Genomic DNA, 15,786 nt, shown 5'->3' on the forward strand with positions numbered 1-15,786 from the left:
CCTGTGTTTGATCACTTTAGGATTCTCATTTGTAACCAAAAGTTTCACTCTGGTTAAAACATCGGGTTTCCAGAGCGGTCTCGGCCCTGATGCTGACACTTCTGTCAGGCATTGAGCAGGAATCTCTTGGGTGAAAGTCAATCGAAAACGAGTCCTCTGGTGTAAGCATCTCTGGTGCAACAACCTTGATACTCCGATGGTAGCAACAGAATGACTGCACACTTCAGGGCTGGCGTATCGTATACACTTTTGAAGTATGCCTTGGAAGCTGGTGACAGAGTTTACTTTTGACAGTGCCCACGTGATCGTCGGTTATGACGGTCCTTGCGGCCGATTGCACGGCCACACCTACCGGGTGAAAATGGAGCTGCAATCCAACAAACTGCGCCCGAGTGCGCACGTGAAACGCGACATCATGGTCGCCGATTTCAAAACCCTCAAATGGGCCAAAAAAGATGTGGAAAAGGGTGGCCTCGATCACGCCTACCTGAACGACCTCCTCGGAGACGACACCACCGCCGAAGTGATCGTGCAGCACCTGTACCGCAAAACCCTGGACCGCATCCGTGAAAACCTCCCCGAGGGTGACGATGGCAGCGACCTGCAACTCAAAGTGACCCTCTGGGAAACCCCCGAGTCTTACTGCGAATACTGGGAGTGAGCATGAAATACCCGGTTTATGAGCGCTTCTACACCTGGCAGGGTGAAGGGGTGCACCTCGGGAGGGCGGCCTACTTCATCCGCTTGTACGGTTGCCCCCAGAAATGCTTCTGGTGTGACAGTGCAGGCACCTGGCATCCAGAGTACCGTCCCCCTCAGGTGGGCCTGTATTCTGGACAGGAACTTGCCGAATTTGTGCAGCAGGAGAGTCCAGAGGGGGCCATCGTGGTGATCACAGGCGGAGAACCCATCCTCTTTGACCTCTCTGAGTTGACCAACGAACTGCACCAACTGGGCCGCAAAGTGCATCTGGAAACCAGTGGAATTGCGCCCCTCAGGGGAAATCTGGACTGGATCACCCTGTCTCCGAAGCCTTTTGGGATGCCTCCCCTCAAAGAGGTGGTGAAGCAAACCCACGAGGTCAAAATCATCGTGCATGACCTTTCAGACATTGATGCAGGGTTGAAGGTGCTGGAAGGTTTGCCAGAGGAAGCTGTCATCTGGTTGCATCCCGAGTGGTCCAGAGCCAGAGAGAAAGACATGACGGTGCTGAACGCCATCACAGAGGCCGTCAAAGCCAACCCGAGGTTGCGGGCCGGGTACCAGATGCACAAAGCCTACCGCGCCGATGACCTCGACCCACACAGCGACAAACGCCAGATTCCCCTCGGGGGAGATCCCCAACTGGGGGTGTAAGGAGACCCATGAGCAAGAAAGCCGTTGTGCTCCTCTCAGGAGGACTGGATTCCAGCACCACCGCTGCCATCGCCCAACTCGAAGATGGTTTTGATGTCACTGCCCTGTCTTTCCGTTACGGACAACGCCACACCATCGAACTCGAACAGGCCCAGAAAATCGCCCAGCACTTTGGCCTCAAGCACTTCGTGGTGGATGTGAACATCGCACAATGGGGAGGCAGTGCCCTTACCGATGAAAGCATTGATGTGCCCACCCACGGCACCGAAGACGGGACCATCCCGCCCACCTATGTGCCCGGACGGAACACCGTGTTCATCTCGATTGGACTGTCTCTGGCAGAAGCCATCGAAGCCGAAAGGGTGTATCTGGGCATCAATGCCGTGGATTACTCGGGCTACCCGGATTGCCGCCCAGAGTACCTGTCGGCTTTCCAGACGCTTGCGGATCTGGCCACCAAAGCAGGATTGGAAGGCAAAGGAGCCAAATTGCATGCACCTCTGGTCCTGATGACCAAAGTGGACATCGTGAAGAAGGCCCTGGAACTCGGGGTGCCCATTGATCAAACTTGGTCCTGCTATCAGGGGGGCTCAGAGCCTTGCGGGGTGTGCGATTCCTGCCGGATTCGCGACAAAGCCCTCATCGAAGCAGGAAGACCTGACCTTGCCACCAAACACGCCCAGAGGGAACTCGGGCTGCTCTGAGGGTCACATCATCCAAAAAAGAAGCAGAGGGACATTCCCTCTGCTTCTCAAGTTTCAGCTCACTTCACTTCAAATTCACCCACAAAGACCGTTTCAGAGCGGTCTTTCAGGCGCAAGGTGATGATCTGCTCCTGCTGTTTGGGGGTGCCAAAACCCGTGATCAGTTTGGCCTGCAAGGTGACGGCCCCGGCCAGAATTTGCTGGCGGTTGCCATAGTAATTGGTCTGAATGGAATATTTGCCTTTCTTGGCGACTTTCAGGCTGAATTCCTCAGGGCCGTAGCCTCCAGTCATGTCTCTGGAAATCCGGCCTCCCTGATAACTCAGGCGGTGACCGTAATACACCTTCTCGTCGTTGGGATCGGTCACCCAGAGGTCCATGTCGGAGTTGTCGGCGTCCCAGGTCAGGACCACCCTCAGGTCCACAGGCAGGTCCTTGATGAACCTCGGGTCCATGAAGCGGGTGTCCAGAGGCTGAGCCGAACTGTGAATGATGGCGTTCAACTCGTTCAGGGCAATCAATTCCACTTCGCTGAAACGACCATCCCACCGCTGGTCCACCACGCGGTACAGGTTTTCGATGGCTTTTTGGGGGTTTCCGGCCTGTGCATGTGCCAGTCCCAGATCGCGGAAACTCTGGGGCTCATAAGGGGCGAGGTCTGCCACCTGTTCCAGAATGGGCAGGGCCAACTCCGGATACCCTGCTTGCAGGTAGCGGTAAGCCTGAATCCGCAGGATGGCCCGGTTTTCCAGTTGCAATTCAGACAGGTTGCTCAGCACTTTCAAGGCCAGTTCTGGCAGTTTCTTGTCAAAAAGCTGATCGGCGACATCCAGATAAAAAGCCGTGCTGTTCTCGTACTCGGGGCGTTCATCCAGATAGATGCGGTACAGGTCAGAGGCTTTCGCTTCCTGCATGCGCCGGATGTAAGGGGCATCGGAGGTCCATTTTTTCAGCTGGATGCTGATCTGGTTTCCTGAGCTTGCAGGGGATTCACCAGAGGACCGTTCCGCAGCCATCCCTGCGGTGTCAGAAATGGAGTTGATGTACATTTCGGCGTCTGGAGCGGACACAGAAGGCAAAGCCAGAGCGTTCCCCGTTTCACTGCGGAAGGTCGGAGAGGGGAGGGGTGTTCCATCGGACTTCTTGGCAGGCTCAGGTTTGGGAGGGGTGTCTTTCGGGAAGTCTTTCTTCCACCAGTTTTCATAATCCTGAAGGAGCCCGAGCACCATGCTGGTGTGGTCTGCCTTGTCCTGCTTCTGTGCTTGTGCCTGCTGGTCTTTGAGGCTCTGGAATTCTGCTTGAAGCTCTGCAGGAGGATTGATGTCGTAACGCACATAATCCTGCACAGTGTCCAGCACCAGCAAAGACGTCTGAGGGGTCACCAGATTGAACGCCTTGCCGATCCTGCGGATCTGGCCTTGATTCAAGCGTTCCTCTCCACGCAAATCTTCGATTTTCCAGCTTGCCCAGAGTTGTGCCACCTGATTGCTGCGGGTTGCAGAAGCGGACACCTTGAGGGTCTCGGGCTGTCCATCCAGTGTGTAAGACACCTGAGCGGTGCTGGCATTCAGGATGCCTGCCACCAGAAAGGCATCGGCGGTTTCAGAGACCACCAGATCTTTGGCTCCCTGCGCGGTCAGGTTCTCAAGGCTCTGGCGACCTGCCACAAGGGCATTCAGGGCCTGCTCCATGGACATGCGGTTCAGCAGAATGGTCTGCCCAGAGCCAGCCGTCAGGTGTTTCAGGCGCACTGGATCATTGCTGCTTCCAGAGGAAATCACATGGGTGGGAACGTCCGCTTCTTTCAGTTCAGCGTTGGTCATGTTGTCGAGCCCATCGGTGAAGATCAGTCGCTCAGATGCCCCTGCACAATCTGCCAGCGGTTGTCCCTGTCCAGAATCCATGTCTGGGGCGCAACTCAGGGCGTCAAAGTCGGTGCCTCCATCGTAAACGGTGTTGTTCAGGGCCTGACGCAAAGCGGACCAGTTGCCATTTTGCACCTCAAAGACCTCTCTGGGACTGGCTTCATTGCTGAAACGGGTCAGGCGCACCTGAAGGTTCTGAAAACGTGCAAAGTACTGTTCCAGCAACTGCAACTCTTTCTGGTGGTCCCGCTTCAAACCCGACAGGGAACTGTCCCACCAGAGGTCCACCACTGCTGGAGGTGCACGCTTGACCATGCGTTCCTGACGGGGAATCACGGCCATGAAATAGCGCTGACCATCAAAGTTCTGCACGAACGTTTCGGTGCTGTTGGTCTCGGGCAGGGCAATTTCGAGGGTGCCGGTTCCAGAAAAATCCAGCCGTTCAAATTGCAATTTCTGACCGTTTGCCCCTCTGGGTTGGAATTCCAGATCTTCAAGTTCTGTGGGTGCTTTGAGGGTGGCCTCGGTGTTGTCGGTCAGAATGTTGACCCGCAATCTGGACACATCGGTGTAAAGCAGGGGCAATTTGTAGGTGTTCTGCTGGACCCTCTCTGAAACAACGAGTTTCACTTTGCGGATGCCCATGGCAGGCAAAGGATACACGCGCACCTTGTAATTGTTGCCTCTGGTGACCTGCAAAAGGGCCGGGTCCACCTGTTGGCGGGTCACATCTTCAAAAATCTGCTGGGCTTTGGGTTTCTCGACGGCCACCGCATCCCGCCACTTGCCATTGAAATCCAGAGCAAAGCCAGTGACGCTCTGGCCTTCCAGCAAGGGGAATTCCAGTTCTCCTTCCAGCACGCGCCGGTTCGGATTGAAGAAAGTCAGTTCAATTTCGGTGCGAGCGAAAGGCCCGGTGATCTCGGTGTTGATCACCACGTTTCGCAATTCAACAGGGGTCTCTTTGGGAGCCACTGGAGCAATCAGAATGGGCCGGACCTGGACACTCTGGGCGTTCACCACCGAAGGGGTTTGCGAAACCATCAACAATGCAGCACTCAAAAACAGCCATTTGTACATGTGTGACCTCTCTGGCAGGTTTGTGTGAAATCTTCCACTCTGGATTCATCTTATGTCATCGTTGCAAACGCATTCGCAAATTAAAGGAATGCTCAAAATGACATGAGCTTCCCATTTAAATGTTGAGGTTCCAATGTCCAGAGGGGATTTGGAATTGCAAAGTCTGTTTTACAAATCAGCAGCCTTTCAATCAAAAAAACCACCCCAAAGGGTGGCTTTTGAAGTTGCAGGGTTCAGGCTTGCGGAGCGGCTTTGACACCAGCCATCATCAGGCCAAGTTGTTCCTGGGTGGCCACGCTGGCGTCCACCTCACCGACCACTTCACCTTCAAACATCACCAGAATGCGGTCTGAGAGGTTCATCACCTCGGTCAGGTCGGCACTGATCAGAAGCACGGCCAGACCCTGATCCCGAGCCGCCACAATCTGCTTGTGAATGAACTCGATGGCCCCGATGTCCACCCCGCGGGTCGGCTGGGAGGCGATCAAGATTTTGGGGTTCTTGGCCATTTCTCGGGCCACAATGATCTTCTGGGCATTCCCCCCCGAGTACTGGCTGGCCAGCAAAGAGGTGCTGCGCGGACGCACATCAAACTTCTCTGCCCGTTCTTTGGACACCTGCTCGATCTTGTCGAGGTCCAGGAGGCCCAGAAGACCTGCAAAGGGAGAGCGCCCATGCTGTCCGAGGATCATGTTCTCTGCGGTGGTCATGTCCACGACCAGACCGCGCTCGTTGCGGTCCTCTGGGATGTGGGAAACCCCGGCCAGAGAAACTTTGGCTGCATTGGCATGCTGGATTTCCTGACCCTGATAACGGATGTGACCCCCATTGATGTGGAGCAGTCCGGTGATGGCCTCGACAAGCTGGCTCTGGCCGTTTCCTTCGATCCCGGCAATGCCCACAATTTCTCCGGCCCGCACATTGAACGACACGTTGTTCACAATGGGTTTTTTGTTGGGTCCCTGCACCGTGACGTTTTGCAGTTCCAGAGACACTTCTTTGGGTTGAGGTGGGGCTTTTTCCACGCTCAGGACCACATCGCGGCCCACCATCATGCGGGCAATTTTGATTTCGGTGGCATCAAAAGCATCAATGGAACCAATCATTTTGCCGTCGCGGATCACTGAGATTTCGTCGCAGAGTTCCAGCACCTCGTGGAGCTTGTGGGAAATGAAAATCACGCTGTTTCCCTGCGCAATGTAATTGTTTTTCAGAAAAGCGAACAGCTCTTTGGTTTCGTTGGGGGTGAGCACGGCGGTGGGTTCGTCCAGAATCAGGATTTTGGCCCCACGGTACAGGGTTTTCAAAATCTCCACTTTTTGCTGGAGGCCCACAGGCAGGTCCTCAATTTTGGCATCAGGATTCAGATCAAACTTGAACTGGTCAATCAGCTCTTTCACCCGTTTGCGTGCAGAGGCGTAATTGATGCTGGTGCCCTGCATGGGTTCCATCCCGAGGATCACGTTTTCGGTGACGGTCAGGGGTTCCACCAGCATGAAGTGCTGGTGCACCATCCCGATGCCCTGTGCAATGGCGTCTTTGGGGTCATGGAAGTGCACCTGCTGACCATTCACCCAGATTTCACCACTGGTGGGGGGCTGCATCCCATACAGGATTTTCATGAGGGTGCTTTTCCCTGCACCGTTTTCACCGACCAGTGCATGGATGCTGCCCCACTTCACTTTCAGGTTGATGTTGTCGTTGGCCAGCACCAGAGGGAAACGTTTGGTGATGCCTCTGAGTTCAATGGCATAGGGTTTGGCCTGGGTCATGGGCACATGGTACCGCTTTTGACGGGTATAGACAATCAACTTTGTTCTGTTGGGTCTTTGGCTTCTGCTTGCTTGAGGCTGCAACTGAACCTGTCCTGTGCAAGGTTTCGCACTTCGAAAGCTGGGTCACAAATGGGCAACACTCTTGCTCTAGCATGCAGTCATGAAGTCTGCCCCCACTTGCTGCACAGGACATGGATTCCTGCCTGTCTGAAAGGAACCAGCGGTGCATCTTGATGGCCAGAGACCAGCAGGGTCTTTCCATCCAGTGGGGGCCACTTCAGCGATGCACAGCTTCACACTGTCAATCCACGGGAGAGTCCCCATGAAAAAACGTTTTGTTGTTCAGAGCAAATCGGTTTTTGCTTTGCTGCTGTTGTCTGCCCTGAGCAGTGCAGCCCATGCCCAGCGCTTCTGGGATGCCGTCCAGGTTGGTCAAAATGGCTGGCTTTTCTCGGGTGCCGAACAGGGCCTCTGGATGGATGAAAAACCAGCAGACATTCAAGCGGCTCTGGACACCATCGTCATGGTGGACCGCCTGCTCAAGAAACAAAACACCCAATTGGTGCTGGCCTTGCTGCCTGCCAAATCCCGCGTTTATGCAGATCAGCTTCCAGTGGGGTTTGCTGTACCAGAGACCGTCAAAAACCGTTATCCGAATGCTCTGGAGGCTTTGCGCAAGGGGGGCGTCAAAGTGGTGGATCTGGATGCTGTTTTTGAAAAAGCATCCCCCGAGGTCGGACCCCTGTTTCAAAAACTGGACCACCACTGGAACCCCAACGGTGCAAAAGTGGCAGGTCAGGCGGTTGCAGAAGCCATCAAAAGCGAAGTTCAAGACCTCCCAGAGGTGAAGTACACTTTGCGAGAGCTGCCAGAGGCCACTTATCAGACCAGCAGTTTGAAAAGGGTGCTCAGCGCAGACCTGCAAAAAAATTACCCTGCAGAAACCTTCCGCTCTTTCGCTGCAGACCGGATCACCGAAAGCAGCTTGCTTGGAGATGACCAGCCTCAAATCACCCTGGTGGGATCCAGTTTTTCGGACCACACGTCCGGTTGGCCATTTGACGATGCCCTGAAGTTTCACCTCTCCAGAGATGTGCTGGATGCAGCCAAACAGGGGCAAGGCCCTTACACACCCGTCCTGAATTATTTCAGGGAAGCCAGCACCCGGGAAGCTCCACCCAGAGTGCTGATCTGGGAATTCTGGGAAGCCTTTCTGATCAACAAAGGGCAAGCCCGCAACAACGCCTTGCTGCGCTTGGATCTGGCCAGCAACATCCTCGGGAAATGTGGAAATGGAACAGGTTTGACCGCTACCCTCTCCACAGACCAGGGCCACTTTGTGTTGCCTGTGGATGGAACCCGCCTGAACCAGTATTTGCATGCCCAGCTGAACACCTCGGGCAGCAATGGGGTCAGGCTTGAAATCCGTTCAGCACAGGGGGGCCAGCGCAGTGTTGCCATTCCCGCCAACCCCTCTCAAAAAACCGTGATGCTGGATGTTCCGGTCTATCCAATGGCTGGACAGCAGGTCTCTGAAATCCGCATTTATCCCGGTGCGGGAACACAAGCCACCGTGCAGGACACCCAACTGTGCACCTTGCCAGAGGAAGTGATGCAAACCCTGAAGCCCGTGGACCTCAAAAGTTGGGATGCCATCAAAAACGACAGCCATCCCGAGATTGCTGTATCGGGTTTGGACGATCTGGAAAAATCAGGCAACCGATGGGGTCTGGGAAGTGACACCACTTTGTCCTTCTTGCTGGATCAGCCTGCCGAAGCCACGTTGAACCTGTCTTTCCTGAACAAGATTACAGACCAGGGCCTCACCATTGAACTGAACGGTCAGGTGGTCAAGCAAGTGAACCCTGTTCTGAAAGACCAATTGATGCAAATGAGCCTGTCGGTGTCTCTGGGAGCAGGCATGAACGTGCTGCGTCTGTTGCCTCTGGACCACAACCACGGCAAAACGGCTTTTGTGCCTTCCGAGCCCCGGCAACTGAGCCTGAGCTTCACAAGGTTGGGACTGGCTCCTGTCACCCCTCTGGACCTCAAAGAAACCAACCTGATTCAGACCCCCACCCCCACCACCATGGTGATCAGTGGATGGTCCACCATCGAAGCAGGCACCCGCAGATGGGCGCTTGGGCCGGAATCCACCCTGACGTTTTCCCTCAATCAGGCTGCAGACCTCACTCTGGATGCCACCATGTACACGCCGATTTCAGACCAGAGCATTGGAATCGCTGTGAATGGAGAATTGCTGGACACCGTTCAGTGGACCACGGCAGGTCAGAAAAATGTGCGTGTGAAATTGCCCCTCAGGCAGGGCAAGAATGTGGTGACGTTTCAGTATTCCCGCTGGAATGGAAATCCCACATCGTTTGCAGCTGCAGACAGCCGTCCCATGGCTGTGCTGTTCAGTGCTGTGGTGCTGCGTGATGGTGGCAACCAGTAACAGCAATGGGGTTGTGTTTGTGGAATGGCAGTGTCTGCTGTGTTTTTGCTGATGGCTGACCACGGACTGCTGACCGCTTTTCCGTCCTTTAAACTGAAAGGACCGGAGGAAGGCCCCATGAAAATCACCCTGATTGACGAGCCCCTGCTGAAGTCGGTCCTCACCCTCGCCACCCTCATCGAAGCCAGAGATGCTTACACAGGAGGGCACACCTGGCGGGTCAGTCAGTATGCCGTGAAACTGGCCCAGCACATCAACCTGTCACAGGACGAGGTGTTTCTGGTGGCTCTGGGTGGGATGGTGCATGACCTTGGAAAGATTGCCATTCCAGATGCCATCCTCAACAAACCAGAGAAGCTTTCCGAAGAAGAGTACACCAAGATGAAGCAGCATCCCGTGGTGGGGGTCAGTTCCATGGCCGACCATCCGTTGTTTGCTCTGGTGCGTCCCATGATCGAGGAGCACCATGAACGGCATGATGGCAAAGGCTACCCCTACGGCAAGACCGGAGACCAGACCCACCTGCATGCCAGAATCATTGCTCTGGCAGATGCTTTTGATGCCATGACCAGTTCCAGACCTTACCGCAAAGGCATGCCTGCACAGAAAGCCCTGTCCATCCTTTTGGAAGGTGCAGGCACCCAGTTTGATCCAGAGCTGGCAACACATTTCGTGGGTTTGGGTCAAAAGGGGGCACTGGACCACATCCTCGGGCACAGTGCAGAAGGGCGTCTGCTGGTCACCTGTCCGGCCTGTGGCCCCACTCTGGCCCTGCCCAGAAAACATGAGGATGGGGATGTGCTGTGTTGTCCGAACTGCACTGGAAAATACCGCCTCCACCGTAAAGGAGACCACTACGAAGCCGAATTCACCGGGGTTCTGGATCCGGGCATGACCGCCAGGCCCGACATTGAGCAGGTGCAGGACTTCCTCAAAGAAGCCCCTTCAGCGGTGTGGGTTCCGGGCTGAACAGAGGGAGAACCCATAAAAAAAACCCTCCAACTGGAGGGTTTTTCTGTTGATGAGGTTTATTTCTCGGGAACCTTGACTTTGCCGGAGACGATGCTCTTTCTGGCAGCTTCCACTTTGGCGAGCACGCTGGCGGGCAGCAGTGCACGGTTGTAGTCGCTGACAGCGTAGCCCACGCCGCCTTCTTTCAGGCCGAGGGACAGGGCACCGCCTTTGAACTTGTTGTCCACGACGCTCTTGATGATGGAGTACACGGCGTTGTCCACACGCTTGAGCATGCTGGTCAGACCGTGGTTGAGGGTTTTGGAGTTGCTGTCGGTGTCACCGAAGCGGGTCTGGTCGGAGTCCACACCAATGAAGAACATGGGGCGGCTGTCGCCAGCACACTTGGCTTTGTAGCCTTCAGATTTGGGCACGTTTTTGAACATGTCGCTCTTGAAGGTGACGCCTTTGGGCAGCTGGGCTTTCTTGAGGCACTGGGTGGTCTTGACGTAGTCGATCAGACCGTTGCCAGAAGCACCTGCAGCAGCGTAGACGATGTCGGTGCCGCGGGCTTTCATGGTGCCAGCGATTTCCTTGGCCTTGGCGGGGTCGTTCCAGGCCTGTGGGGTGGTTCCCACGTACTGGGCGATCACTTTGGCTTTGGGGTTGGCGGCTTTCACACCGGCGGTGAAGCCAGCTTCGAATTTGTGGATCAGGGGGATGTCCATGCCACCGATGAAGCCGACCACTCCGGTGGAGGAGGTCAGACCAGCGATGTAGCCCACCAGGTAAGAGCCTTCGTGCTCTTTGAAGGTGACGCTCTGGACGTTTTTGGCTTCGGAGACATCGTCGATCAGGCCGAAAGCAAGGTCGGCGTTCTCTTTGGCGACGGTGGTCACAGAAGCGTTGTTGGCAAAGCCGATGGCGAGGGTCAGGTCAAAGCCGTTTTGGGCAAAGGAGCGGATGCCGCTGACCACCTGGCTGGGATCGGAGGGTTCGAAATCCTTGAGGAGGATTTTGAAATCTTTCTCGGCGCGTTTGGCACCGTTCCAGGCAGATTCGTTAAAGGACTTGTCAAACTTTCCGCCCGCATCGAAGGCGATCCCCACTCTGACCTGTTGAGCACTGGCTGCGCTCAGCATGGCACTCAGGCCCAGCACAGCGATTAACGCAGTTTTCTTCATCTTTTTCCTCCTGGGATGTTTCCCTGTACTGACTATATGGCACCCGACTTGTTTAGGCAAGGGTTTGTACCCGATTTGACACTTCAGTGAATCTAACGGCATTTGCGACAAAACCTTCATTTGCAATGAAAATGTAAGTTTAGAGATATAAAGATTTTAAAGATTTCTTATTCTACCTCTGAATCTCAAGTTTGCAAGAGGGATGGCATCAGGGGTCAGGGTCAGCGCAAAGTCACGGTCAGGCCATGCCAACACCAAGAGCCATCAGCCGTCAGCGATCAGCCGTCAGCCAGAAGGAACGTTTTCTGGCTGCCTTTTGAACGGAAAGTCTGAGTGGCTTTCCGTTTGTGGCTTTTTGTTTTGCTGTTTGCAAAAGCCTTTTGGTGGGCTTTTTGCTGAAAGCTGAGGGCTGATCGCTGAACGCTTTTTCAAGTGACATGCCAAAAGTCAGACTTTGTGCTTACCCTGAAGCGCCTCCAGCCACCAGAGGATTTTTCGCTCAAAACAGAATATAATACTCGGGTATGAGCACCCACGAACGCTATTTATCGCTGGTGAACGAGATTCAGGAGCATAACCGCCGTTATTACCTCGAAGACAACCCCTCCATCCCGGACGCCGAGTACGACCTCCTCATGCGTGAATTGCGGGCTCTGGAAGAACAGCATCCCGAGTGGATCGCCAAAAACAGCCCCACCCAGACTGTGGGCACCGACACCGACAACGAACTGGACGATGCCTTGCTGGCCCGTTCACCCTTTGCACCCATCCAGCACCTGAACCGCATGACCTCTCTGGACAATGCCTTCGATGACGCAGACCTGCAATCTTTCGAGGAGCGCATCAACCGGGTGCTGGGCACAGCCAACCAGAGTTATGCCTACACCTGCGAACTGAAAATCGATGGTCTGAGCATCAACGTGTACTACCACCATGGTCAACTGACCTGGGCAGCCACCCGTGGCAACGGGGTGATCGGTGAAGACGTGACTGCCAACCTCCTGACCATTCCCGGCATTCCCAGAAAGCTGGAAGGGGTCCCTGAGCATCTGGAGGTGCGCGGAGAAGTCTTCATGACCAAAGAAGAGTTCTTGCGCCTGAACGCAGACGCCGAAGAAATGGGCACAACGGTGTTCAAAAACCCCCGCAATGCAGCAGCAGGGTCGTTGCGCCAGAAAGACCCCACGGTGACGGCCAGTCGCAAGTTGCAGGTGAATTTTTATGCTCTGGGAAGCACCGAAGGCCTGCCCATCCAGACCCAGTCGGATTTGCTGCAGTGGTTGCAAGACCACGGTTTCCAGACCAACCCTTATTCCAAACGGGTTCAGGGCTGGCATGAAGCCGCCGAGTACCACCGCGAGATGATTCAGGAGCGTCCCAACTTCCCTGTGGACGCAGATGGCAGTGTGGTCAAAGTGGACCGTTTCGACCTGCAAAACGAACTGGGCTTCACCTCCAGAGCCCCCAGATGGGCCATCGCCTACAAATTCCCTGTGGAAGAAGCCAGAACCGTGCTTCAGGACATCCAGATCAATGTGGGTCGCACCGGAAAACTGGCTCCTCTGGCTGTGCTGGACCCTGTGGATGTGGAGGGTTCCACGGTGGCCCGGGCAACGCTCCACAACGAGGATTTCATCCGGGATCTGGACCTGCACATCGGAGACACCGTGGTGGTGCGCAAAGCCGGTGGGGTCATCCCTGAAATTGTGCGTGTGGTGAAAGAACTTCGTCCAGAGGGGGCTGTGCCTTTCCGTTTCCCCACCCACTGTCCGGTGTGTGGCCACGAAGTGACCCGCGATCCTGAAAATGCCGACACCTACTGCGTGAACCCCGAGTGCCCTTCGCAGGCCTACCAGCGGATTTTGCACTTCATTCACAAAGGGGCCATGGACATTGCCGGGATGGGGGAGAAGACCCTCGAACAACTGGTGAACGCTGGCACCGTGACCAACGTGGCAGACCTGTATGCCCTGAACATGGAGACCCTGCTCAAACTGGAACGCATGGGCGAGAAAAACGCCACCAAGCTGCTCCAGCAACTGGAAGAAAGCAAATCCCGGCCCATGGCCCGCCTGATTTTTGGTCTGGGGATCCGCTATGTGGGGGCCAGAAACGCAGAATTGCTGGAAAAACACTTCCCGAGTCTGGACGCTTTGCTGGCAGCCTCGGAGCAGGATCTCTGCAACATTCCGGGCCTCGGGGACCGCATTGCAGAAAGCGTCTACCACGCTTTGCAAGACCAGAACATGCGCGACCTGATCGAGCGTTTGCGTGGGTTTGGTCTGAACTTTCAGAGCACTTTCGAAGCCGCAGGAGAAGAACTTGCTGGTCTGTCTTTCGTGATCACCGGAACCTTGACCCGCCCCAGAGATGAAGTCAAAAAGCGTCTGGAACGTCTGGGTGCCCGTGTGACCGGAAGTGTGACCAAAAAAACCGATTACGTGCTGGCCGGAGAAGAAGCCGGTTCCAAGCTGGACAAGGCCAGAGAACTCGGGGTGAAGGTGCTGGATGAAACGGCTCTGGAAGCATTGATTGCTGAAAAAACCGCCAAATGAGCTTTTGACAGCACTTCAAATCCACATTCATGAATTGCAGGTCTTTCGGGACCTGTGATTTTTACCCTTTTCATATACCCCCCTAGGGTATATAGTGGAAGCATGAAAGTGATGATCATTGGAGGGGTTGCTGGAGGCATGTCCGCAGCCACACGCCTCAGAAGACTGAACGAAAACGCCCACATCGTGGTGATCGAGCGTGGCGAACACGTTTCTTTTGCCAATTGCGGTCTGCCTTACCACATTGGGGGCAGCATCGAAAAACGGGAGAAACTGCTCCTCCACACCCCCAAAAGCCTGAAAGACCGCTTTGAACTGGATGTGCGCACCCTCACCGAAGCCGTCCAGATCGATCCAGAGGCCCACACCGTCACCCTGAAAAACCTGCGCACCAAAGAGACCACCTCTGAAACCTATGACAAGTTGATCCTCAGTCCCGGTGCCTCTCCCATCCGGCCTCCCTTGCCGGGCATCGAACACGCCCTGACCCTGCGAAACATTCCAGACATGGACCGCATCAATGCCCATCTGGACCGCGTACAGGCCAGAGAAGCCGTGGTGATTGGCGGAGGTTTCATCGGACTGGAAATGGCCGAAAACCTTGTCGAGCGTGGTCTGAACGTGCATCTCGTGGAAGCCGGACCTCAGGTGCTGGCCCCCATGGACCCGGAAATGGCCGCTCTGGTGCAGCAAGAACTGGTCAGGCACGGGGTCAAACTGCACCTGAACGCAGCCCTGCAAAGCATCGAAGACAACGGTAAAACAGTGGTGCTGAACAACGGCGTCCAGCTTGCAGCAGACCTGATTGTGCTGGCCATCGGGGTCAAACCCGAGACCTCCCTCGCCAGAGAAGCCGGACTGAGCCTCGGGTCCAGAGGGGGCATTCTGGTGAACGACACCCTCCAGACCAGCCATCCTGACGTTTACGCGGTTGGAGACGCCATCGAAAAAGTGAACCTGCTTGGAGAAGCTGCGCTGGTGCCCCTCGCATGGTCTGCCAACCGACATGGCAGGCTGGTTGCAGACCACATCTCGGGCCGTTCCATTCGCACGGGTCTTCATCAGGGGACTGCAATTGCCAAAGTGTTTGATCTGGCCGTTGCCAGCACGGGCCTGAACGAAAAACAACTGAAGAACTCGGGCAAGCCGTATCAGGTGGTGCACGCCCATCCCGGTTCACACGCCGGGTATTACCCCGGAGCGGAACGCCTCAGCCTCAAACTGGTGTTCAATCCCCAGACCCGAGAAATTTACGGGGCGCAAGCGGTGGGCAAAGACGGTGCAGACAAACGCATTGATGTGATTTCCACCGCCATCAAAGGGGGCATTCTGGCAGATGAACTCAGCGATCTGGAACTGGCGTATGCTCCACCTTTCAGCAGTGCCAAGGACCCGGTCAACATGCTGGGCTACATGGTCGAAAATGTGCTGGAAGGGGTGCCCACCATCCAGTGGCATGAAATCATCTCTGGGATGGTCTTGCTGGATGTCCGTGATCCTCAGGAATACGCCAGAGGCCACATCAAAGGGGCCATCAACATCCCCCTGAATCAGCTTCGTGCAAAACACCACTCGCTTCCCAGAGGCCCCATCACCGCATACTGTCAGGTGGGTCAGAGGGGGTATGTGGCAGCCCGTTTGCTGGGACAACTCGGGCATGAGGTCAGCAATCTGGATGGGGGATACGCTACCCTCAGTGCTGCCCGTCCAGATTTGACAGAAGTTCCGGTGGTGTGAGGCAGCCATCGGCTCAAAAAGCCCAAAAGGCAATGCTGGATCAAAACAACCCAGAGTTCAGTGGAGGTTCCTGAACTCTGGGTTTCCAGATTGTTGAAGGCTTCTCAGAAGTTCCAAAAAGAAA

Annotated in this window: 10 protein-coding genes; 7 read left to right on the forward strand and 3 right to left on the reverse strand. The window is 55.3% G+C overall.

The features are described from left to right. Nucleotides 1-256: 256 nt before the first annotated feature. Genes Q371_RS06570 through queC form a run of 3 tightly spaced genes read left to right on the forward strand, consistent with a single transcriptional unit; the run spans nucleotide 257 to nucleotide 2,060 of the window. A complete protein-coding gene (locus Q371_RS06570; protein ID WP_034337821.1) occupies nucleotides 257-661 on the forward strand; it encodes a 6-pyruvoyl trahydropterin synthase family protein in 405 nt (134 codons plus the stop codon). 2 nt (nucleotides 662-663) lie between these two features. Beyond that, on the forward strand, nucleotides 664-1,356 hold the full coding sequence (locus tag Q371_RS06575; protein ID WP_034337824.1) for a 7-carboxy-7-deazaguanine synthase QueE: 693 nt from the start codon (nucleotides 664-666) through the stop codon (nucleotides 1,354-1,356). 8 nt (nucleotides 1,357-1,364) lie between these two features. Further along, nucleotides 1,365-2,060 (forward strand): 7-cyano-7-deazaguanine synthase QueC, encoded by a 696-nt coding sequence (gene queC / locus Q371_RS06580; protein WP_034337827.1) that lies wholly within the window; start codon nucleotides 1,365-1,367, stop codon nucleotides 2,058-2,060. A 59-nt stretch (nucleotides 2,061-2,119) separates the two neighbouring features. Here the strand turns inward: queC and Q371_RS06585 are convergent, their stop codons facing one another. Both Q371_RS06585 and Q371_RS06590 read right to left on the reverse strand, forming a co-directional pair. Beyond that, entirely contained in the window at nucleotides 2,120-5,005 is a 2,886-nt protein-coding gene (locus Q371_RS06585) for a VIT domain-containing protein (protein WP_034337830.1), read from the reverse strand. A 233-nt stretch (nucleotides 5,006-5,238) separates the two neighbouring features. Beyond that, nucleotides 5,239-6,777: an ABC transporter ATP-binding protein gene (locus Q371_RS06590; protein ID WP_034337834.1), complete on the reverse strand. Its 1,539-nt coding sequence runs from the start codon at nucleotides 6,775-6,777 to the stop codon at nucleotides 5,239-5,241. Nucleotides 6,778-7,102: 325 nt separating this feature from the next. Here Q371_RS06590 and Q371_RS06595 point away from each other — a divergent pair, with 325 nt between their 5' ends. Beyond that, entirely contained in the window at nucleotides 7,103-9,235 is a 2,133-nt protein-coding gene (locus tag Q371_RS06595; RefSeq protein WP_034337837.1) for an alginate O-acetyltransferase AlgX-related protein, read from the forward strand. A gap of 117 nt (nucleotides 9,236-9,352) precedes the next feature. After that, entirely contained in the window at nucleotides 9,353-10,204 is an 852-nt protein-coding gene (locus Q371_RS06600) for an HD-GYP domain-containing protein (protein WP_034338072.1), read from the forward strand. Nucleotides 10,205-10,263: 59 nt separating this feature from the next. Here Q371_RS06600 and Q371_RS06605 read toward each other — a convergent pair whose 3' ends face one another. Beyond that, complete coding sequence (locus Q371_RS06605) at nucleotides 10,264-11,370, reverse strand: BMP family lipoprotein (protein ID WP_034337840.1); 1,107 nt, start codon at nucleotides 11,368-11,370, stop codon at nucleotides 10,264-10,266. A gap of 524 nt (nucleotides 11,371-11,894) precedes the next feature. On the opposite strand from Q371_RS06605, the gene ligA reads away from it, so the two are divergent. Both ligA and Q371_RS06615 read left to right on the forward strand, forming a co-directional pair. Further along, nucleotides 11,895-13,925, forward strand: a complete 2,031-nt coding sequence (gene ligA / locus Q371_RS06610) for an NAD-dependent DNA ligase LigA (protein WP_034337843.1) — start codon at nucleotides 11,895-11,897, stop codon at nucleotides 13,923-13,925. A gap of 102 nt (nucleotides 13,926-14,027) precedes the next feature. Beyond that, a complete protein-coding gene (locus tag Q371_RS06615; protein ID WP_034337846.1) occupies nucleotides 14,028-15,662 on the forward strand; it encodes a CoA-disulfide reductase in 1,635 nt (544 codons plus the stop codon). The last annotated feature ends 124 nt before the right edge of the window (nucleotides 15,663-15,786 follow it).

It is taken from the genome of Deinococcus misasensis DSM 22328, from assembly GCF_000745915.1.
GTDB classification, from domain to species: Bacteria; Deinococcota; Deinococci; order Deinococcales; family Deinococcaceae; genus Deinococcus_C; species Deinococcus_C misasensis.

Excerpts from the sequence above, each read along its gene's own strand:
- Q371_RS06570 (WP_034337821.1), top strand. The coding sequence starts at position 257 with ATGCCTTGGAAGCTGGTGACAGAGTTTACTTTTGACAGTGCCCACGTG.
- Q371_RS06575 (WP_034337824.1), top strand. The coding sequence starts at position 664 with ATGAAATACCCGGTTTATGAGCGCTTCTACACCTGGCAGGGTGAAGGG.
- queC (WP_034337827.1), top strand. The coding sequence starts at position 1,365 with ATGAGCAAGAAAGCCGTTGTGCTCCTCTCAGGAGGACTGGATTCCAGC.
- Q371_RS06585 (WP_034337830.1), bottom strand. The coding sequence starts at position 5,005 with ATGTACAAATGGCTGTTTTTGAGTGCTGCATTGTTGATGGTTTCGCAA.
- Q371_RS06590 (WP_034337834.1), bottom strand. The coding sequence starts at position 6,777 with ATGACCCAGGCCAAACCCTATGCCATTGAACTCAGAGGCATCACCAAA.
- Q371_RS06595 (WP_034337837.1), top strand. The coding sequence starts at position 7,103 with ATGAAAAAACGTTTTGTTGTTCAGAGCAAATCGGTTTTTGCTTTGCTG.
- Q371_RS06600 (WP_034338072.1), top strand. The coding sequence starts at position 9,353 with ATGAAAATCACCCTGATTGACGAGCCCCTGCTGAAGTCGGTCCTCACC.
- Q371_RS06605 (WP_034337840.1), bottom strand. The coding sequence starts at position 11,370 with ATGAAGAAAACTGCGTTAATCGCTGTGCTGGGCCTGAGTGCCATGCTG.
- ligA (WP_034337843.1), top strand. The coding sequence starts at position 11,895 with ATGAGCACCCACGAACGCTATTTATCGCTGGTGAACGAGATTCAGGAG.
- Q371_RS06615 (WP_034337846.1), top strand. The coding sequence starts at position 14,028 with ATGAAAGTGATGATCATTGGAGGGGTTGCTGGAGGCATGTCCGCAGCC.